Source organism: Cupriavidus sp. 01L45 (genome assembly GCF_056399885.1).
Genome location: NZ_JBFTSG010000023.1, coordinates 31,957 through 51,992, shown reverse-complemented (window position 1 = coordinate 51,992; position 20,036 = coordinate 31,957). Strand labels below are relative to the sequence as shown.

Here is a 20,036-nt window from a genome sequence, read left to right as displayed (position 1 = left end):
GACGGCAAAGCGCTGGCCGAACAGGGGTGCGGTATCCGCGATGCGCTACAGTGTCAGGCATTCCCCGGCTAGGACCGGCAGCCCTCTACGTGCATGCGATGACGCTCCTGAACAGGTCCCCGAAAACGCCAATGGCCACCACCCGCGCCAGTGGCGCCGCACTGGTTCCGCTGCTGCTTGGGCTGTGGCTCGCGCTGGCCGGCGCCTTGCTGGCGCGCCCGGCGCTCGCGGCGCCGCCCGGACTGGCCACGCTGGCGGCAGCCGTCAAGGCCGACGCCGCGCCGGCCTCGCACCCCGCCGCCAGCGAGCCGCTTGCCCAGTCGCTTGATCAGGTCATCACCACGTTGCAGAGCGACAAGGATCGCAAGGCCCTGGTGGAGCAGTTGCAGACGCTGCGCCAGGGTGTCGATGCGGCCAGCGCGGCGTCGGCGCCGCAGCCGGGCCTGCTCGGGGCGATTGCCGAGGCGGTGGACCACCTCGACGCGACACTGGGCAAGGACAAGGGGCCATGGCATTACTGGCGCTGGCGGATCGATTTCGCCGGCGAGGAGTGGCAGGCCGCGCTGACCGTCAACGGGACCCGCTCGCCGTGGCAATCGGCGCGGGAGTTCTGCACGGTGCTCTCGGCCTGGTTCCTGGCCGGATGGCTGCTGCTGGAGGTCGTCAGGCGGGTGCGCCACCGGCGCATCCGGCCGGCCGTGCGCCACGAGTTGCCGACAGTACCGTCCTGGATGGACGTCGGGCTGTACATGTTGCGCAGGGTGGCGCCGTGGGTCGCGGCCTTCGCCCTGGCGATGCTGCTCTCCAGCAGCATGTTCGAGCGCTCGCCCGCCAGCGTGGCCGGCATGGTGATCGCTTATTCGGTGGTGGCGGGAGCCGTGATGGGTGCGGTGTGCCAGGTCATCTTCGCGCTGTTCAGGTCCGCGCATCGCTCCCACGCGGTGCATGACCTGCTGCTGCACTCGCGCGGGCTGCTGTTCGCCACCGGCGTCCTGGCGGCACTGGGCGACGTCACCAACGACGCCCGGGTGATCGCCTCGCTCGGCACCAACCTCTCGGCGCTGATCTCCACCGTGGCCAATATCGCCGCGGCGCTGCTGATCGCCTGTTTCACGCTGCGCTTTCGCCGGCAGATCGGCCAGATCATCGGCAACCGGCCGCTCGCCTTCCGCCAGGAACATCCCGCCATCATGGATCTGTTGCGCCTGGTGGGCTCGACCTGGCACCTGCCGGTGCTGGCGGTGGTGGTGGCCTCGGTGGCCGGCACAGTGCTGGCCACCGGCCACGCCGACATCTTCCTGCGGCGCACGGTGGGCTCGGTAGCGTTGTTCGTCGCCGCGCTGCTGCTGACGCTCATCACCGGCCGCTCGCCCAAGGCCGCGCACCGCGCGCCACGCTTTCGCGACCGCCAGCGCTCGGCCTACCTGGCGCGTTTCGGGCGCTTCGCCGTGGCGCTGGTACGGGTGGTGATCTGGTTCGCCTACTTCGAACTGGCCAGCCGCATCTGGGGCATATCGCTGCTCTCGCTGATCGAGTCGACGCCGGTCGGCAAGCGCATCGGCGAGGCGGTGTTCAGCGTGACCAGCACGGTGCTGATGTCCTGGCTGCTGTGGCTGCTGATCGATACGGCCATCACGCAAACGCTGACGCCTGCCTATGGCCGCGGGCAGGCGCCCAGCCTGCGGGCCAAGACCATCCTGCCGCTGGTGCGCAATGCCTTGTTCGTGGCGCTGCTGGTCATCACGCTGATCGTGGTGCTGGCCAACCTCGGCGTCAATGTGACACCGCTGCTGGCCGGCGCCGGCGTGGTCGGCCTGGCGATCGGCTTCGGCGCGCAGAGCCTGGTGCAGGATCTGATCACCGGATTGTTTATCGTGGTGGAAGACTCCATCGCGATCGGCGATTCGGTGGAACTGCCCGACCATGCCGGCACGGTGGAGGCCATGACCATCCGCACCGTGAAGCTGCGCGACGGCAAGGGCGCGCTTCACGTGCTGCCGTACAGCCAGATCAAGGCCATCAAGAACATGTCGCGCGGCTATGCCTATGCCGTGTTCAACATCGGCGTGGCCTATGGCAGCGATCTCGATCGCGCCATCGAACTGATCCGCGAGACCGGCAACGAAGTAGCACGCGATTTCCGTTACGCCCGCAACCTGCTGTCCGGCCTCGATATCCTTGGCCTCGATCGCTTCGACCCCGGCGGGTCGGTGGTGCTGGCCCAGTTCAAGACCCGGCCGCTGACCCAGGCGGAAATCACGCGCGCCTTCAACCTCCGGCTCAAACGCAAGTTTGACCAGCACGGCATCAGCATGGCCACCCAACGGGTGACGGTGCAGGTCGAAGGCGGAACACTCGCCGCTGGCCAGGCAGTTCAGGCCGATGACCTGGCAGCTGGTGCCGCCGCCGCCCGCACGCCAGGCGCGCCCGCCGCCGGCTGAGCCTGCGACGGGATGCACAAGACGCACGCAGAAACGGGTACGCCTTGCCGGCCCGTGTGCCGGGCGGCGGTATTTCAGCGCTGAAATATTTTGAAATAATCGGCAAAACAACAGCTTATACAACACTGCCGTTTGCGAAGTTATGCTCGGATACGCATAATGCCGCCAGCGGTAACGCAGAGAAACGGCGCCCTGTAAAACGGGCGACCCGATCCTGTCCGGTGGCGCACGCCACATCGGAGCCGGCCATCGCGAGCCAGCCGTACCAGCTGGCCAGGAAAAAGCGCAAAGCGGAATCGGGCGAAAGCCACCGGGGAGAAAAACAATATGGGCTACCATCCATCGGCGGACGAAGACTTCCATCGTCTGATCGATTCGATCTATGAGTCGGCGCTTGATGTCACCGCCATGCCTGCCGCGCTCGGCCTCTTCTCCAGCTACACCGACACCGACAGCCCGCATTACCTGGTATGGGACAAGTTGTCCGGGCAGGCACGCCTCGGCGTCACCCCGCACGGCTGCTTCTCGGCGCAAGGCACGCATGTCCCGGAGGGCCTGCACGCGCTGGCGAACCTGCCGGCGCGCACGCTCGCCGTCGCCCACGCGGGCGAAGGCGAGGACGAAGCACCCTGGCGAGCGCCGGCGCATGGCGCCGACCTGGAGCAAGGCATCCGCCTGCTCGATACCGCCGAGGTCTGCGTGCTGATGGGCGGCACCGGCCGCGACGGCCGGCAGGGCGCCGGTTTCGGTGGCACGGACGCCTCGGCCTGCCGCAGCCGGCGTCTGGCGCGCGTGCTGCCGCACTGGGCACGCGCCGCGCGCATGCAGCAGCGCAACTTCGAACTGAGCGGCCTGGCCGCCCTTGGCCTGGCCGGGCTCGATTCGCTCGACTTCGGCGTGATGGTGCTGCAGGCCGACATGCGTGTGCGCTACGCCAATATCTGGGCCGAAGCGCTGGTGCAGGCCGACAGCCAGCTGGCGCTGGAAAGCGGCGTGCTCACCGCCCACGATCCCAACCTGCACGTCACGCTGCACAAGCTGCTGGAGCGCGCCATGCATCCCCGCAGTGGCGAGGCGGCGGCCGGCTCGTGGATGCATATCACTTCGGGCGGCCAGCCCGTGCCCATCATCGTGCTGCCGCTGGTGGCGCGCCAGCCGGTGGAAGGCCCGTGGCAACTGCCGTTCGCCATGGTGCTGATGGGCAATTCGGAATCGCGCTCGGTGCTCGACACCTCGGTGCTGACCTCGCTGTTCGGCCTGTCGCGCAAGGAAAGCATCGTCGCCATCCGCCTTGCGGCCGGCGAAACCCTCAACGAAATCGCCGAACGCGAGTTTGTTTCTCCGCATACGGTACGCGTGCATATCCGCGACATCCTGCGCAAGACCGGCACCCACCGCCAAAGCGAACTGGTGCGCCTGCTACACCTGCTGCCGGGCGTGGCGCTGGAACGCGCCGGCACGCCGCGTGGCGGCCGGGTGTCCATCTGATCCAGGCCACGAGCCCGGCCTAGCCGGCCGCGGCGCGGGCTACCTCCAGCAGGCGCTGCACCTGGCGATCGTCGCTGTCGGTGGGCGTGGCCAGCGCAATGCCGATGCGCGCGGCCGGCCGCGGACTGGTCAGCCGCAGGAAACGCACGCGTCGGTTGGTATAGCGCGCCGCCACGCTGGGCACCAGCGCCACCCCCAGGCCGCTCTCCACCAGGCTGACGATGGTCTGCACCTGCACCGCCTCTTGCGTCACACGCGGCACGAAGCCCGCTTGCTGGCAAAGCATCATGGCCACCGCCTGGAGGTTTGGCACATCCGCGATCGGATGCATGATGAAGGGCTCGCCAGCGAGTGCCTTGAGCGCGATCGCATCGCTCGCGGCAAAGCGGCTGTCGGCCGGCACCGCGGCCACGAATTCGTCGGTCTCCAGCGGCATGAGCGTATAGCCGCCACTGCTCAGGATGGGAAAGCGCACCAGCCCGGCATCGAGCTGATGGCGCTCCAGCCGGTCCAGGATCGCCGCCGAGGTGGATTCATGCAGGATCAGCTCGATGCCAGGGTGGGCCGCGCGGAACGCCGGGATCAGCCTGGGCAGCAAGGCATAGGTAGCCGATCCGACAAAGCCCACGCGCAACGCGCCGCGTTCGCCATGCGCCGCGGCCAGCGCCGCCGCACGCGCCTGGGCCACGTGGAACAGCGCGCGCCGGGCATCGTGCAGCGCGGCCTCGCCGGCCTGGGTCAGCCGCACCCCGCGCGAAGTGCGCACGAACAGCGGCGTGCCGAGCGAATCCTCCAGCTTGCGGATCGAAATGGATAGTGGCGGCTGCGCCATGTGCAGGCGCTCGGCCGCGCGATGGAAGTTCCCGGTCTCGGCCAGGGCAACGAACTGCTGAATTTGACGAAGGTCCACGTTGATATCCGCTGAATATCGGATCCTAAAAATCTAATATTAGACGCAAACCATTGCCCTGTTCTACCCTGTGACCATCGGCATTCGCACGGCCACACCCGGCCGCAAGCGGCAACCGGCACAAGAACAGACAGGAGACCCCAGGCATGTTGCCCCTCTCAGGCATCCGCGTGATCGACCTATCCACGGTCGTGATGGGCCCGTACGCCAGCCAGTGGCTGGCCGACCTCGGCGCCGAAGTGATCAAGGTGGAACCCCCCGAAGGCGATTCCACGCGGCGCACCGGCCCCGCCGCCGAAGACGGCATGTCGGCCATCTTCCTGGGCGTGAACCGCAGCAAGAAGAGCGTGGCGCTCAATCTCAAGCTGCCCGCGGCCCAGGCCGCGCTGGAGCGCCTGCTGGCGAGCGCCGATGTGTTCGTGCACAGCATGCGCCCGCAGAAGCTGGGCGGTCTGGGGCTGGAACCCGCCGCCGTGATGGCGCGCCATCCGCGCCTGGTCTACGTCAGCTTGCTGGGCTTTGCCGAGGAGGGTCCCTATGGCGGCCGCCCGGCCTACGACGACATCATCCAGGGCTTGTCCGGCAACGCCGCGCTGATGGCGGCGCAAACCGGCACTGTGCGCTATTTCCCCACCATCGCGGCCGACAAGACCAGTGGCCTGGTGGCGGCGCTGTCGATCTCGGCCGCCCTTGCCGGGCGCGAGCGCCAGGGCGGCAAGGGCACGCTGGTGGAAGTGCCGATGTTCGAGTCGATGGTGGCCTTCAACCTGGTCGAACATCTGTACGGCCAGCATTTCGAACCGCCGCGCGGGCCTGCCGGCTATCCGCGCGTGCTGGCGCCACTGCGCCGGCCGTACCAGACCGCCGACGGCCACGTCTGCATGATGCCGTACACCGATGCGCACTGGCGTGACTTCTTTACCGCCGCGGGCCGTCCCGACCTGGCGGCCGACGCGCGTTTCACCGGCATCGCCGCGCGCACGCAGCATATCGAAACGCTGTACGAACTGACCGGCGAAATCGTGCGCGCGCGCACCACCGACGCCTGGCTGGCGCTGTGCGAAACGCTGCAGATCCCGGTCGCGCGCGTCAACCAGCTCGCCGAACTGGTGGACGACCCGCACCTGCGCGCCACCGGCTTCTTCGACATGCTGGACGACCCGGCCATGGGCACGCTGCGCTTTCCCGGCGCACCGGTGCGGTTCGACGGTGAACGCGCGGCGCCGGCACTGCCGCCGCGCCTGGGGGAGCACACCCGCGGACTGCTCGGCGAGGCGGGCCTGACCACCCAGCAGATCGACGAGCTGGGACGGGACGGCGCAGCCTATTGCGCGCCCCCGGCCGCCGACGCCTAACCCCTGCCCCATTCCCGCTCCTAACATAAAGGAAGCCGGCCGCCGATGGCGGCCCTCACCAGGAGACGCCGTGCCCCATACCCAACTTCCCCGCCTCGGCCAGGGCTTTTATTGGCAGGACATCAAGGAAGGCCAGGCCTTCCAGACCTTTCGCCGCACCGTGACCGAGACCGACCTGGTCAACTTCATCTCGGTCACCGGCATGCTGGAGGCCATCTTTATCGAAGCGGGCTACGACGGCGGCGCCATTCATGGCCGGCCCGTGCCCGCCGCGCTGACCTACGCGATGATCGAGGGCTTCATCCTGCAGACCATGATCCAGGGCACCGGGCTGGCCATGCTGGAGCTGACCCAGAAAATCCTGGCCCCGGTGGTGGTAGGCGACACGATCTGGGCCACCGTCACCGTGACGGGCATCCGCCCGACCTCGCGCAACGGCCGCGCCGTGGTGGACTCGGACATCGAGGTCTTTAACCAGCGCCATGAACGCGTCATGACCTATTCCGCCCGGCGCCTGCTGGCCGGCCGCTAGCCCGTTGGCCCAGTTAGCCCGCGGCGCGAGCCGCCAACACCGGAGGAGACTGCATGCCAGGACAAGGCAAGAAGAAAAACGACAAGACGGATAAAGGGACCAGCGCGGCGATTCGCCGCCGCAGCCGCAGGCTCGCCCTGCTGGCCCCAGCGATCCTGGTGCTCGGCGCATTCGCAACCCCTGCCCGCGCCGCCGGCTATCCCGCCCACCCCGTCAAGCTGGTGGTGCCGTTTCCGCCGGGCGGGCCCACCGACCTGGTGTCGCGCGTCATCGCCAGGAAGATGTCGGAGGAACTGGGCCAGCAGGTGATCGTGGACAACCGGCCCGGCGCCAATGGCAATATCGCCGCGGAGCTGGTCGCCAAATCGCCGGCGGATGGCTACACGGTGCTCTACAACACCTCGTCGATCGCGCTAAGCCCGGCGTTGTACAAGCATCTGTCCTACGACGTGCGGCGCGACTTCGCCCCGGTGGCGATGACGGCGATGGTGCCGCTGGTGCTGGAGGTCAACGCCCAGGTACCGGCCACCAACCTGGCCGAGTTCATCCAGTACCTGAAAGCCAACCCCGGCAAGCTGACCTACGGCTCGGCCGGCAACGGCAACGTGACCCACCTCGCGGCTTTCCTGTTCCTGCAGGCCAACGGCCTGTCGGCGGTGCACGCGCCCTACAAGGGCAGCGCGCCGGCGCTGACCGACCTGGCCGGCGGCCAGGTGCAGTTCATGACCGACACCATCAACTCCTCGCTGCCGTTTATCCGCGACAAGCGCATGAAGGCGCTCGCGGTGACCAGCATCACGCGCAGCGCGCAACTGCCCGATGTGCCGACCGTGGCCGAGACCGTGATGCCTGGCTTTGAGGTGGGCGCCTGGCAAGGCATGCTGGTGCCGGCCAGGACGCCGCCCGAGATCGTGCAAAAACTCAACGCCGCCACGCTCAAGGCGCTGGCCGCGCCGGACGTGCGCGCCAGCCTGGCCGCGCAGGGCGCCGAGCCGCGCGGCAACAGCCCCGAAGCCTACGGGAAGTACCTGGCGCAGGAAATCACGCGCTGGCAAAAGGTGGTGAAGGACTCCGGCGTGACGCTGGAATGATCCGCCCCTTCCCCATCGCGCGCACCGCCTGTCACGGAGAACCGTCTTGACTTCCCTGCTGAGTACCTTCCAACTCACCGCCCTGCCACCGGCGGCTGCCGCCTTCCGGCGCGAGGTGAAAGCCTTCCTCGCCGAACATCTGCCCGAACTGCCGCCCGAGAAGCGCGCGCGCTCCTGGATGGGCTTCAACGCCGGTTTCAGCCGCGCGCTCGCGGGCCGCGGCTGGGTGGGCATCACCTTGCCCGCGCAATACGGCGGCGCCGGACTCGATCCGTTCTCGCGCTTCGTGCTGGTGGAGGAACTGCTGGCCTGCGGCGCCCCGGTTTCGGCCCACTGGATTGCCGACCGCCAAAGCGGGCCGCTGATCCTGCGCTACGGCAGCGACGAGCAGAAAGCCTTCTACCTGCCCCGCATCTGCAAGGGCGAGGCCTTCTTCTGCATCGGCATGAGCGAGCCCAACTCCGGCTCCGACCTCGCCAGCGTGGCCACCCGCGCCGTGCCCGAGCCGGACGGCGGCTGGCGCCTGAACGGCCGCAAGATCTGGACGACCAATGCCGACCGCTGCCACTACATGCTGGCGCTGGTGCGCACCTCCGGCAATGCCGAGGACCGCCAGCGCGGTTTGTCGCAGGTCATCGTCGACCTGTCCGCGCCAGGCGTCACGGTGCGCCCGATTCATGACCTGGCGGGCGATGCGCACTTCTCCGAAGTCAGCTTCGAGGACGTGATGCTGCCCGCGCAGGCACTGGTCGGCCGCGAAGGCAGCGGCTGGGAACAGGTCAACGCGGAGCTGGCCTTCGAGCGCAGCGGGCCGGAACGGCTGTATTCCAGCGTGGTGCTGCTCGATACCTGGATCGCGGCGCTGCGGCGCGTGCCGGAGGCGCGGCGCGACACCGTCACCATCGGCCGGCTGGCGGCCAGGCTGGCGGTGCTGCGCGCCATGTCGCTGGCGGTCACGGCCCGGCTCGCCGCTGGCGAAAGCCCGGTGGTGGAAGCCGCGCTGGTCAAGGACCTTGGCACGGAGTTCGAACAGTCCATCCCCGCGCTGGCCGAAGCCGCGCTGGGCGCCGACCCGCAACTCGCCGCCGATCCCGGCCTGTACCGCACCCTGGCCTATGTCAGCCAGGTCGCACCATCCTATTCGCTGCGCGGTGGCACGCGCGAGATCCTGCGCGGCATGATCGCCCGGGGCCTTGGCCTGCGCTGAACCGGAGTTCCAACATGCATAACGCTTACTCGGACGCGCTCGATACCGTGCTGCGCGACTGCTGCACGCCCGCCGCAGTCCGCGCCGTGGAACGCGGCGAAGATCACCAGCCGCTATGGCAGGCGCTGCAAGACAGCGGCTTTGCCGACTGCCTGCTGCCGGAGGACGCCGGCGGCGCCGGCCTGCCGCTGGACGACCTGGCGCCGGTGTTGTTTACGCTGGGCCGTCATGCGGTGCCCTTGCCGCTGGGCCAGACGCTGTTCGCCCGCGCGCTGCTGCATGCCGCCGGGCTGGCGGTGCCGCCCGAGCCCATCGCGCTCGCGAGCTTCGACAGCGGCGCGGATACCGCGCTGGTACCCGGGGGCGCGCAGGCGGCGTGGTTCCTGGTGCAGGAAGACACGCACTGCGTGCTGCTGCCGCGCGCCCAGGCACAGGCCAGCGCGACCGGCGTCCATGCGGACCTCGCCGTGAGCCTGCCGCGCCCCCCGCGCGATGGCTTGCCCGCCTTCACGCTGCCGGCCGGTGCCCTGCGCCAGACCGGCGCCTGCCTGCATGCCGCGCAACTGGCTGGCGCGATGTCGCATGTATTCGAGATGACGCTGCAATATGCCAACGACCGCCAGCAGTTCGGCCGCGCCATTGGCAAGTTCCAGGCCATCCAGCACCAGATCAGCATCATGGCCGAGCACGTCACCGCCGCGCGCATGGCCGCGCAGATCGCCTGCGCCGCCGGTGGCTGGCGGCCGGACCCGCTGCGCGCGGCCATCGGCAAGCTCAACGCCAGCGAGGCCGTCACGCCGGTGGCTGCCATCGCGCACGCCGTGCACGGCGCCATCGGCATCACCGAGGAATACGACCTGCAACTCTATACGCGCCGCCTGCATGCCTGGCGGCTGGCAGACGGGTCGGAAACGTACTGGGCGCGGGTGGTGGGTGAACTGGTGTGCGGCCAGGCCGGGCCAGGGGTGGTGGATACGGTGCGTGGCTGGAGTACCGACGCGGCCTGAACCGCAGAGCCGGCCAGGCCGGCCTAGCCGGCTTCCGGCTCGCGCTGCAGCAGGCCCCAGCACTGGCGAACGAGTTCGTCCTCCAGCGCAGGGCTGCCGAGCAGGGGCGAGCGCTCCAGCGAGGCCGCCCGCACCACGCCGAACAAGGCGCGGGTCAGCGCAAACATCTGGGCCGGGGCAGGCACCCGCAGCGCGCCCATGCCGAGCGCCTGCAGTTGCGCGCCAATCCGTTCGCTGGCCATGCGCAGCGCCGCCACGGCGTCTTCGTCGCGGTCGTGGCGCCAGGCCAGGCGGGCCAGCGCGCGGGTGTGGTCATCGTACCCGCCGAAACTGAGCACATAAGCCTGTACATAGGCGCGCAGCGCGGCGCGGGCGGCTTCCTTCCCGGACATGCCCGCCGTGGCCGGCACCGCCGCCATGCGCTCGGCCAGCATCGTTTCCAGCGCGATCATGGCGGCGTCGCGCTGTTGCTCGATCAAGGCCCGGAGGATGGCCGCGCGGTCGGCGAAGTACTGGTAGAGCGAGCCGACCGATACGCCCGCCAGGGCGGCGATCTGCTCGGTGGTAGGTTCGGGCTGGCCACGCATCTCGTGTTCCGCGAACAATTTCGCCGCGGCCTGCAAGATGGCTTGCACGGTATGTTGCGCGCGCTGCTGCGAGGGCTGGCGGCGCTTGGGCGGTTCGGTGGCGGCGGGCATGATGGAATCTGAGCGGAAAGCGAATTGGCCGGCATGCGGTAAGCCGCTAGATTGTCGCACGCTGCCCGTCACGCACGGGCCATCGAGACAGGTCCCAGATCATGCATGCCGCTTCCTCGCCGTCACCCGTTCCACCAACATCGACAGAGCCGGCTTACGCCCCCGGCGTGCACCGCGCGCCTACCGCGATCGTAGCCGGCGCCGGCATTGCCGGCCTGTGCGCGGCGGATGCACTCGCGCGTGCCGGCGTGCAGGTGCGCGTGTTCGAAGCCGCCCAGGAGGCTGGCGGCCGCATGCGCACTGAAACCTTCGGACGGCATGTGATCGAATGCGGCGCGCAGTTCCTGTCCACTGGCTATACGGTGCTAGCGGCACTGGCGCGGCAGCTAGGCCTGGCTGGCGGCCTGCGCGCAGCCAGCCAGGTCAACGCGGTGATACGGCAAGGCCGCCCGTGCCGCGTGCGCGCGCAGAGCATGCTGGACCCGCTGCGCAGCGGCCTGCTGGGACTGCCAGCCTGGCTGCGCCTGGGGCTGGCGCTGGGCCGTGAAGGCCGCGCACTGCGCACGCTGCCGCTCAACGACCTGGGCCAATGGGCTCGCTACGACGAGGAATCCGCCAGCGAGTGGCTTGACCGCCGTGGCTGCGGCGAAGCGCTCGCCTACGTCACGGAGCCGTTGCTGCAAGGCTTCTATTTCCTCACGCCGGAAACATCGTCCGCGGCGCTGATGCTGCTGGCCAGCGGCTTCGGCGCGCGCCGCTGCAGCACCACCTCGCTGGCCGGCGGCATGCAGAGCCTGCCGCGCGCGCTGGCGGGCCCGCTACGTGTGGAAACAGGACGGCGTGTCGATGCCATCCGCCAGCAAGACACCGGCGTGGTAGTGAGCGGTGCGGGCTTCGAAGCCCGCGCCGACTTTGTCGTGTGCGCGTTACCGGCACCATTCGCCCGGCAAGCCTGGCCGGGCGCGGACGCGCTGGAGCGCCGCCTGCTCGCCACCGGCTACAGCCGCACCATCAACCTGTCGCTGCTCGCGCGGCCTGATTTCCGTGTGCCGCGGGCCCTGGCGGGCACCTATGGCGTGCTGGTGCCGCGTGCCGAGCGCCGCCATGTGGCCGCACTGGCACTGGATGCGGGAAAGCACCACCTTGGCGACCCCGCCAACGGACACGGACAGGTGATCCAGGTCATGCTGGAAGACCGCCCCGCCGCCGACCGGCTGGGCGCAAGCGATGCGCAAATCCTCGCCGACGTGCTGCCCGAGGTCGAGCGCCACCTGCCGGGGATTTCACGTCAGATAGAGGACTGCCTGGTCACGCGCTGGGCGCAGGCGATGCCCGCCGTGCCGGTCGGCCGCGCCGCCGATGTGCGGGCGTACCGCAGCCGTCCGCCTGCACCACGGCAACGGGTCTTCCTGGCGGGGGACTATATGAACGCGCCCTTCACGGAGGCTGCCGCGGCGACCGGGCACTGGGCCGCGGAGGCCATCATGCGGACGCTTCAGGCGGCGGCACGGGCCGGCGCGCGGCCGGCGTGACGCCGCGCGCGGACAACCGACAGCAGCCGCCCGCGCGGTAACGAAGCGATCAAGCGGCCTTGCGATGCCGGCGTTCCGGCTTGCATTCGTACTTGGATTCGCGGCGGCCGTCTTCGTAGGCCACCTCCAGCCGCACCGTGAAACCCCACAGCCGCGTGACGTGGCGGATCACCTCATCGAAGTTCTGCGCCAGCGGACGGCGGTCGTTCTGCAGGTGGCGCAGCGTCAGCGAGCGGTCGCCGCCCACATCCACGTTGGTGATCTGGATATTGGGCTCCATGTTCGACAAGTCGTACTGGTTGGCCAGCAACTGCCGGATATTCCGGTAGCCCTCGTCGTCATGGATGGCGGTCACGCGCAGCTTGCCTTCGCGGTCGTCGTCGAGCACGGAGAACAGCTTGAGCTCACGGATCACGCGCGGCGACAGGAACTGCAGCAGGAAGCTCTCGTCCTTGAAGTTGCGCATGGCGAAATCGAGCGTCTTGCGCCAGTCGCTGCCGGCGAATTCCGGAGCCCAGCGATAGTCTTCCTCGGTCGGGTTCTCGCACATGCGGCGCAGGTCCTGGAACATCAGGAAACCCACGGTGTACGGGTTGAGGCCGCTGTAGTACGGGCTGTTGTACGGCGGCTGGTAAATCACGTTGGTGTGCGCCTGCAGCAATTCCATCATGAAGGCGTCGTTGACCAGGCCTTCTTCATATAGCTGGTGCAGGATGGTGTAGTGCCAGAACGTGGCCCAGCCTTCGTTCATGACCTTGGTCTGGCGCTGCGGATAGAAGTACTGCGCGATCTTGCGCACGATGCGCACGATCTCGCGCTGCCAGGGCGCGAGCTTGGGCGCATTCTTCTCGATGAAGTAGAGCAGGTTTTCCTGCGGCTCCGGCGGGAAGGGCACATCGCGCTCCAGCCCTTCATCGTCTTCGAGCGCGTGCGCGCGGTGCTTGGGCAGGGTGCGCCACAGGTCGTTGACCTGCGTCTGCAGGTAATTCTCCCGCTCGGTCTGGCGCGCCTGCTCCTCGGCAATGGATAGCTTCTTGGGGCGCTTGTAGCGATCCACGCCGTAGTTCTGCAGCGCGTGGCAGGAATCCAGCAACTGTTCCACTTCCTGCTCGCCGTAACGCTGCTCGCATTCGGCTACATAGTTCTTGGCGAACAGCAGGTAGTCGATGATGGCGTCCGCATTGGTCCAGGTGCGGAACAGGTAGTTGCCCTTGAAGAAGGAGTTGTGGCCATAGCAGGCGTGCGCGATTGTCAGCGCCTGCATTGGCATGGTGTTCTCCTCCATCAGGTAGGCAATGCAGGGATTCGAGTTGATCACGATCTCGTAGGCCAGCCCCATATGCCCGCGCTGGTAGCTGCGCTCCGACGCCAGGAAATGCTTGCCATACGACCAGTGGTTGTAGCCGACGGGCAGCCCGGACGACGCGTACGCGTCGAGCATCTGCTCGGCGGTAATGATCTCGACCTGATTGGGATAGGTGTCCAGGCCGAAATCGCCGGCAATGCGGGCGATTTCGCGGTCATAGCGCTGGATCAGCTCGAAGGTCCACTCCGAGCCGGTGGAGAGATATGCCATTTACGACCCCCGTTGCGGGTGAAGCCCATGCCCGCGTGTCAGTCTCAAAACGACCTTGGGTTGTTCCCCTCTCCCGCGAGCGGGAGAGGGGCCGGGGAAGAGGGCGGGTGCATCGACGAAGCGTCCGCGCCTGAAAACCATCCCTCTCCCCTACCTCTCCCCAGAGGGGAGAGGGGGAAAACCTGCCTCAGCGGCTCGACGGCCAGGCCGCTTTCTTCTGGAACAGGTCATGCAGCACGGGATAGATCTCGTCCGGCCCGATGATGCGCTGCATGGCGAAGTTCTCGTAGCGCTCCTTCACCGCCAGATACTCTTCCCAGAGATTCTGCGGTTCCTCCGAAGCCACCTCCACATAGGCGTAATACTGCACCAGCGGCAGGATGGACTCGCGCAGCAAGCGCCCGCACAACTCCGAATCGCCCGCCCAGTTGTCGCCGTCCGACGCCTGGGCGCAGTAGATATTCCACTGGCTGGCGGGGTAGCGGTCGTGGATCACCTCGACCATCAGCTTGAGCGCGCTGGATACAACCGTACCACCGGATTCGCGCGAATGGAAGAAATCCTCCTCGTTGACTTCCTTCGCCACCGTGTGATGGCGAATGAACACCACGTCGATGCGATCGTAGTTGCGCTTGAGGAATAGATACAGAAGCATGAAGAAGCGCTTGGCGAGATCCTTGCGGCTCTCGTCCATGGAACCCGAGACGTCCATCAGGCAGAACATCACCGCCTGCGCCTGCGGCCGCTTCTTCAGCACGCGGTTGTTGTACCGCAGGTCGAGCTTCTCGATAAAGGGCACGCGTTCCACGCAGGAGCGCAGGTGGCGCATCTCCTTCATCAGTTCCAGCGCGCGTGCCGAATAAGGCCCGTCCTGCTCCAGCACCTCGCCATATTCCTGCTCCAGCAGCACGAGTTTTTTCTGGTAGGGGCTCGACAAGGCGATGCGCCGCCCGAGCGAGCTTCGCATCGTGCGCAGGATGGACAGATTGGAAGGGGTACCGTCGATGGAGAAGCCAGCCCTGACCTTGCGGACCTCGGCGATCTTGGCGAGGTGGCGCTTGGCCATGTCCGGCAGCGCCATGTCCTCGAAAAAGAAGTTGAGGAAATCCTCGCGCGACAGGGTGAAGACGAAATCATCCTCGCCTTCGCCCGAATCGCTCGCCTTGGAGCCGCCTCCACCGCCGCCTTGCTGCTGGCGGTCGAAGCTATCCCCCCGGACAAATTTCTTGTTGCCCGGATGGATCCACTCCCGCCGGCCGCCCTGGCCGTGGTGGAAGGCAGGTTCGGAGATGTCCTTGACCGGAATGGACACCTGCCCGCTTTGCTCGATGTCCATGATCTTCCGGCCGGACACCGCCTTCGCTACCGCCTGGCGTATCTGCTCGCGGTAGCGTTTGATGAAGCGTTGCTGGTTGACGGCACTCTTGTTGCCGCCGTTCTCGCGCCGATCGATGACCGTGGCCATATGCTTGCCCTCTTGGAGAGGCCTCGTCCAGGCGCCGTTACGATGATTTTCTTACGCGCAAATACCACTCCACAAGTAAGCGGACCTGCTTCGCCGTGTAGCCTTTCTCAACCATGCGGTTGACGAAATTCGCGTGCTTGTCCTGGTCCTCGCGAGAGGACTTGGCGTTGAACGAGATCACGGGCAGCAAGTCTTCGGTGGTGGAGAACATGCGCTTCTCGATCACCATGCGCAACTTCTCGTAGCTGGTCCACGCGGGGTTCTTGCCCGCGTTGTTGGCCCGCGCCCGCAGCACGAAGTTGACGATCTCGTTGCGGAAGTCCTTGGGGTTGGATATCCCCGCGGGTTTTTCCACTTTCTCCAGCTCGTCGTTCAGCGCATTGCGGTCGAGAATCTCGCCGGTGTTCGGGTCGCGATATTCCTGGTCCTGGATCCACAGGTCGGCAAACACCACGTAGCGGTCGAAGATGTTCTGGCCGTATTCGGAGTACGACTCCAGGTAAGCAGTCTGGATCTCCTTGCCGATGAAATCCACGAACGGCGCGGTCAGATACTCCTTGATGTAAGACCGCAGCTTGGCCTCCTGTTCCGGCGGGAACTGCTCGCGCTCGATCTGTTGCTCGAGCACATAGAGCAGGTGCACCGGATTGGCGGCCACCTCGGTGTTGTCGAAATTGAAGACCTTGGACAAGACCTTGAAGGCAAAGCGCGTGGACAAGCCGTTCATGCCTTCGTCGATGCCGGCGTAGTCGCGGTACTCCTGGTACGACTTGGCCTTTGGGTCGACGTCCTTCAGGCTCTCGCCGTCATAGACGCGCATCTTGGAGAAGATGTTCGAATTCTCCGGCTCCTTGATGCGGGTGAGCACGGCGAACTGTCCCATCATCTTCAAGGTGTTGGGCGCGCAGGGCGCGGCCGACAGCGAACTGCTGCGCAGCAGCTTGTCATAGATCTTCACCTCGTCCGACACGCGCAGGCAGTACGGCACCTTGACGATGTAGATCCGGTCGAGGAAAGCCTCGTTGTTCTTGTCCGCCTTGAAGGTCGTCCACTCGGCCTCGTTCGAGTGCGCCAGGATGACGCCGTCGAAGGGGATCGCGCCGAAGCCTTCGGTACCCTTGTAGTTTCCTTCCTGGGTGGCGGTCAGCAACGGGTGCAGGACCTTGATAGGCGCCTTGAACATTTCGACGAACTCGAGCAACCCGCGGTTGGCCAGGCAGAGGCCTCCGGAGTACGAGTAAGCATCTGGATCGTCCTGCGGGAAATCTTCCAGCTTGCGGATATCGACCTTACCGACCAGCGAGGAGATGTCCTGGTTGTTTTCATCGCCGGGCTCCGTCTTCGAGATCGCGATCTGCGAGAGCACCGAGGGACGCAGCTTGACCACACGGAAGCGCGTGATGTCACCGTTGAACTCGTGCAGGCGCTTGACGGCCCATGGCGAGGCGATGGTGTTGAGATAACGCACCGGGATGCCATAGTCCTCTTCCAGAATCTTGCCGTCCTCCTCGGGCGAGAACAGCCCGAGCGGCGATTCATGGATCGGCGAGCCCTTCAATGCGTAGATGGGAACCTGCTCCATCAGCGCCTTGAGTTTTTCCGCCAGCGAGGACTTGCCACCGCCCGGAGGCCCGAGCAGGTAGAGGATCTGCTTGCGTTCCTCGAGACCCTGGGCGGCATGCTTGAAGAACGCGACGATCTGCTCGATCGTGTCTTCCATGCCGTAGAACTCGCGGAAGGCCGGATAGATCCTGATGACCTTGTTGAAGAACAGGCGGGACAGCCGAGGATCGTGGTGGGTGTCCACCAGTTCAGGCTGACCGATGGCGGCGAGCATGCGCTCGGCCGCGGTCGCATAGGCGGAAGGATCCTTCTTGCAGATATCCAGATACTCCTGGATGCTGTATTCCTCTTCCTTGCGAGCTTCGAAGCGTGTGGCGTAGTGGCCGAAAATGTCCATACCTCACTCCCGTCAGAGTCCCGTCCGAGGCGATGGTAGATCTACTACATCTACTACAACTCAAGATTCCGCGGCAGCGCTTGCGGCTCCGCCACCCCGGCTTGGCGGTGCTGCCATGTTGCGAAATCTTTACTTAATCATAGTCAAATAACGGCAGGAACTGAGACTCGGTTGACGAACTTTGCAACTGTGCAACGGATCCGCTCGACTCACCGTACCACCACCCCAGGCCCCGCTCGCGACGGGCATTTGAACCATGTCTTGTGACACACATTACACCTTTCCTGTACTCCCTGCACAGTTGGTTTTGTAACGAGAAGCACGCATCGATACCTCCAACCCTCGCTGCGCCGGGCTTTGCGGGCAGCCTACTTCCAACGTCCTACGGCATTGGCATGAGTGGCTGCCCGCATGGCCCCTCGCGCATCAAAGCGTGCGCGCCACCAGCTCCTTCATGATCTCGTTGGAGCCGCCGTAAATCTTGCTGACCCGCGCGTTCGCATACATGCGGGCGATCGGGTATTCGAGCATATAGCCGTACCCGCCATGCAGCTGCAGGCATTCGTCGATGATTTCGCAGTTCTTCTGCGAGCACCACCACTTCGCCATCGCCGCGGTGGGGGCATCGAGTTCGCCGGCGAGCAACCGCACCATGCAATCATCGACGAAGGTTGCGGCGATGGTTGCCTCGGTCTTGCACTCCGCGAGCTTGAAGCGCGTGTTTTGCATATCGATCAGCGGTTTTCCGAACACCTGCCGCTCGCGTACGTAGTCGGTCGTGAGTTCGATGGCGCGCTGCATGCTCGCCACCGCACCGAGCGCGATGATCATGCGCTCCTGCGGCAGTTGCTGCATCAATTGATAAAAACCCTGCCCCTCCACTTCGCCCAGCAGGTTATCCACCGGCACGCAGACATCGTCGAAGAACAGCTCGGCGGTGTCCTGGCCCTTCTGTCCGATTTTTTCAAGGATACGTCCACGCCTGAAGCCGGGCAGGTCCCGGGTCTCGACCATGATGAGAGAGACGCCGCGCGCGCCGGCTTCGGGATCCGTCTTGGCCACCACGCAGATCAGGTCGGCGTGGTAGCCGTTGGTGATAAAGGTTTTTGCACCGTTGATGCGATAGATGTCTCCGTTCTGGGTCTTTTCACGCACCGCTCGGGTGCGTACCGACTTCAGATCGGAGCCCGCGCCGGGCTCCGACATGGCGATGGCGGCCACCATGGCGCCTGACGCCATCTGGGGCAGCCATTTGCGCTTCTGCGCCTCGGTACCGTAGTTGAGCAAGTAATGGGCCACGATGCCACTGTGCACGCCGTTGCCCAGGCTGGTGGCGATGGCACGCGCCATTTCGATACAGATCACCGCCTCGTGCGCAAAGTTCCCACCGCCGCCGCCGTACTCTTCCGGAATGCTGGCGCACAGCAGGCCGACTTCGCCCGCGCGGTTCCAGACTTCGCGGTCGATGTAGCCGCGTTCGGCCCAGCGGGCTTCGTTCGGCACCAGCTCGCGCTCGACGAAGCGGCGCACGGTGTCCTGGAACATGCCCAGCTCTTCATTCATCCAGGGCACCTTGCGGGCTGCCATCGCCATGTTCTTGTCGGTATTTCCCATGATGTCTCCTTGATGGATATTGCGTTGCGCGGCACGAACGAGGGTCCGCGCTGCCTGTTGCCTTCCTTTCTTCAAGCCGGTACGAGCCGTGTTGCGTTGCAGTTCCGCCTGCCCGGTCTCGCGGTCAATCAGCGCATATGTGTTGAAGGCGGCATAAATCCGCTGCCTCAGTCGAGCTGGATGTGCGCGTCGCGCACGATGCGGGCCCACTTGGGGGTATCCGTCGCGACCAACGCCGCCAGCTCTTCGGAAGAGGACCCGACCGGCTGCAGCCCCATCGCCGAGAGCTTCTGCGAGACTTCGGGCAGGCGCACAATGCGGCCGATCTCGGTCGAGAGCCGATTGACCACGTCGCGCGGCGTATTGGCCGGCAGGAACACCGAGAACCAGCCGCTTGGCTCAAACCCGGCGAAACCGGCCTCCGCGAAGGTCGGCACGGCCGCCAGCGATTTGTAGCGCTGGGTGCCGGTGATGGCGAGAATCCTGAACTTCCCGCTATTCAGATGGCTGTTGGCGGAGGTCACGTCGACGAAGGCCGAATCCACCTGCCCGCCAAGCACGTCGCTCATCAGCGGCGCGGCGCCCTTGTATGGAATGTGCGTCAGCTCCAGCCCCGCCTGCATCTTCAACAGCTCGCCGTGCAGGTGCGAGGAAGTGCCGTTGCCGTAGGAGCCGTAGCTGAGCTTGCCGGATTTGGCCAGGGCGACGAACTCGGCCAATGTATTGGCCGGCACCCGGTTGGGCACCACGAACAGGTCGGAGGACCTGGCAATCAGCGAGACCGGCGCGAAATCGCGCGTCACGTCATAGGGAATGCGCTTGTACAGGCTGGGCGACTGGATCATGGCGGTAATGCCGAGCAGCACCGTGTAGCCGTCTGGTGGCGCCTTGGCCACGATGTCGTTGCCGAGCATGCCGCTGGCGCCGGGCTTGTTGTCGACCACGACCGGCTGGCCCCAGGCCTCGGTCAGGCGCTGGCCGATCATGCGCGCGATAGTGTCGGTGCCGCCGCCGGCGGGATAAGGCACCACCATGCGAATGGGCCGTGCCGGATAGTTGCCCTGCGCCAGTGCCGGCCATTGCCATCCGGCCAGCAGCACGCCGCTGCCCAGTGCTGCCGCCTGGCCCAGCCAGTTGCGTCTCGTTGCTTTCATGCTGTC

The 20,036-nt window shown here is 66.2% G+C and carries 15 protein-coding genes; 8 read left to right on the top strand and 7 right to left on the bottom strand.

What is annotated here, in order from left to right; all coding sequences use genetic code 11:
• Window positions 1-131 precede the first annotated feature (131 nt).
• Entirely contained in the window at window positions 132-2,441 is a 2,310-nt protein-coding gene (locus AC1DT6_RS17440; RefSeq protein WP_477111153.1) for a mechanosensitive ion channel family protein, read from the top strand.
• A 327-nt stretch (window positions 2,442-2,768) separates the two neighbouring features.
• Window positions 2,769-3,929, top strand: coding sequence for a helix-turn-helix transcriptional regulator (locus AC1DT6_RS17435; protein WP_441636867.1), 1,161 nt, complete (start codon window positions 2,769-2,771; stop codon window positions 3,927-3,929).
• A gap of 19 nt (window positions 3,930-3,948) precedes the next feature.
• Here the strand turns inward: AC1DT6_RS17435 and AC1DT6_RS17430 are convergent, their stop codons facing one another.
• Window positions 3,949-4,839: a LysR family transcriptional regulator gene (locus AC1DT6_RS17430; protein WP_441636865.1), complete on the bottom strand. Its 891-nt coding sequence runs from the start codon at window positions 4,837-4,839 to the stop codon at window positions 3,949-3,951.
• A 146-nt stretch (window positions 4,840-4,985) separates the two neighbouring features.
• On the opposite strand from AC1DT6_RS17430, the gene AC1DT6_RS17425 reads away from it, so the two are divergent.
• From AC1DT6_RS17425 to AC1DT6_RS17405, 5 genes are all read left to right on the top strand, one after another.
• On the top strand, window positions 4,986-6,194 hold the full coding sequence (locus AC1DT6_RS17425; protein WP_441636863.1) for a CaiB/BaiF CoA transferase family protein: 1,209 nt from the start codon (window positions 4,986-4,988) through the stop codon (window positions 6,192-6,194).
• Window positions 6,195-6,264: 70 nt separating this feature from the next.
• On the top strand, window positions 6,265-6,726 hold the full coding sequence (locus AC1DT6_RS17420; RefSeq protein WP_035863165.1) for a MaoC family dehydratase: 462 nt from the start codon (window positions 6,265-6,267) through the stop codon (window positions 6,724-6,726).
• Window positions 6,727-6,779: 53 nt separating this feature from the next.
• Window positions 6,780-7,817 (top strand): Bug family tripartite tricarboxylate transporter substrate binding protein, encoded by a 1,038-nt coding sequence (locus AC1DT6_RS17415; RefSeq protein WP_441636861.1) that lies wholly within the window; start codon window positions 6,780-6,782, stop codon window positions 7,815-7,817.
• A 46-nt stretch (window positions 7,818-7,863) separates the two neighbouring features.
• Window positions 7,864-9,024 carry an acyl-CoA dehydrogenase family protein gene (locus AC1DT6_RS17410; RefSeq protein WP_035863167.1) on the top strand — a complete coding sequence of 387 codons (1,161 nt, stop codon included), beginning with the start codon at window positions 7,864-7,866 and terminating at the stop codon, window positions 9,022-9,024.
• Between the two features lie 14 nt (window positions 9,025-9,038).
• Window positions 9,039-10,031, top strand: a complete 993-nt coding sequence (locus AC1DT6_RS17405) for an acyl-CoA dehydrogenase family protein (RefSeq protein ID WP_441636858.1) — start codon at window positions 9,039-9,041, stop codon at window positions 10,029-10,031.
• A gap of 23 nt (window positions 10,032-10,054) precedes the next feature.
• Here the strand turns inward: AC1DT6_RS17405 and AC1DT6_RS17400 are convergent, their stop codons facing one another.
• On the bottom strand, window positions 10,055-10,729 hold the full coding sequence (locus AC1DT6_RS17400; RefSeq protein ID WP_441636856.1) for a TetR/AcrR family transcriptional regulator: 675 nt from the start codon (window positions 10,727-10,729) through the stop codon (window positions 10,055-10,057).
• Window positions 10,730-10,830: 101 nt separating this feature from the next.
• On the opposite strand from AC1DT6_RS17400, the gene AC1DT6_RS17395 reads away from it, so the two are divergent.
• On the top strand, window positions 10,831-12,261 hold the full coding sequence (locus AC1DT6_RS17395) for a protoporphyrinogen/coproporphyrinogen oxidase (protein ID WP_477111152.1): 1,431 nt from the start codon (window positions 10,831-10,833) through the stop codon (window positions 12,259-12,261).
• Between the two features lie 49 nt (window positions 12,262-12,310).
• On the opposite strand, the gene AC1DT6_RS17390 is transcribed toward AC1DT6_RS17395, so the two are convergent.
• The 5 genes from AC1DT6_RS17390 to AC1DT6_RS17370 all read right to left on the bottom strand — a co-directional run bounded on the left by AC1DT6_RS17390 (window position 12,311) and on the right by AC1DT6_RS17370 (window position 20,030).
• Window positions 12,311-13,837 carry a SpoVR family protein gene (locus tag AC1DT6_RS17390; protein ID WP_035863177.1) on the bottom strand — a complete coding sequence of 509 codons (1,527 nt, stop codon included), beginning with the start codon at window positions 13,835-13,837 and terminating at the stop codon, window positions 12,311-12,313.
• Between the two features lie 187 nt (window positions 13,838-14,024).
• Window positions 14,025-15,302: a YeaH/YhbH family protein gene (locus AC1DT6_RS17385; protein WP_441630952.1), complete on the bottom strand. Its 1,278-nt coding sequence runs from the start codon at window positions 15,300-15,302 to the stop codon at window positions 14,025-14,027.
• A gap of 37 nt (window positions 15,303-15,339) precedes the next feature.
• A complete protein-coding gene (locus AC1DT6_RS17380) occupies window positions 15,340-17,262 on the bottom strand; it encodes a PrkA family serine protein kinase (protein ID WP_035863181.1) in 1,923 nt (640 codons plus the stop codon).
• Between the two features lie 426 nt (window positions 17,263-17,688).
• Window positions 17,689-18,849 carry an acyl-CoA dehydrogenase family protein gene (locus AC1DT6_RS17375; protein WP_441630970.1) on the bottom strand — a complete coding sequence of 387 codons (1,161 nt, stop codon included), beginning with the start codon at window positions 18,847-18,849 and terminating at the stop codon, window positions 17,689-17,691.
• A 194-nt stretch (window positions 18,850-19,043) separates the two neighbouring features.
• The gene (locus tag AC1DT6_RS17370; RefSeq protein WP_441630949.1) at window positions 19,044-20,030 is read right to left on the bottom strand and encodes a Bug family tripartite tricarboxylate transporter substrate binding protein; all 987 of its coding nucleotides are present in this window, start codon (window positions 20,028-20,030) and stop codon (window positions 19,044-19,046) included.
• Window positions 20,031-20,036 lie beyond the last annotated feature (6 nt).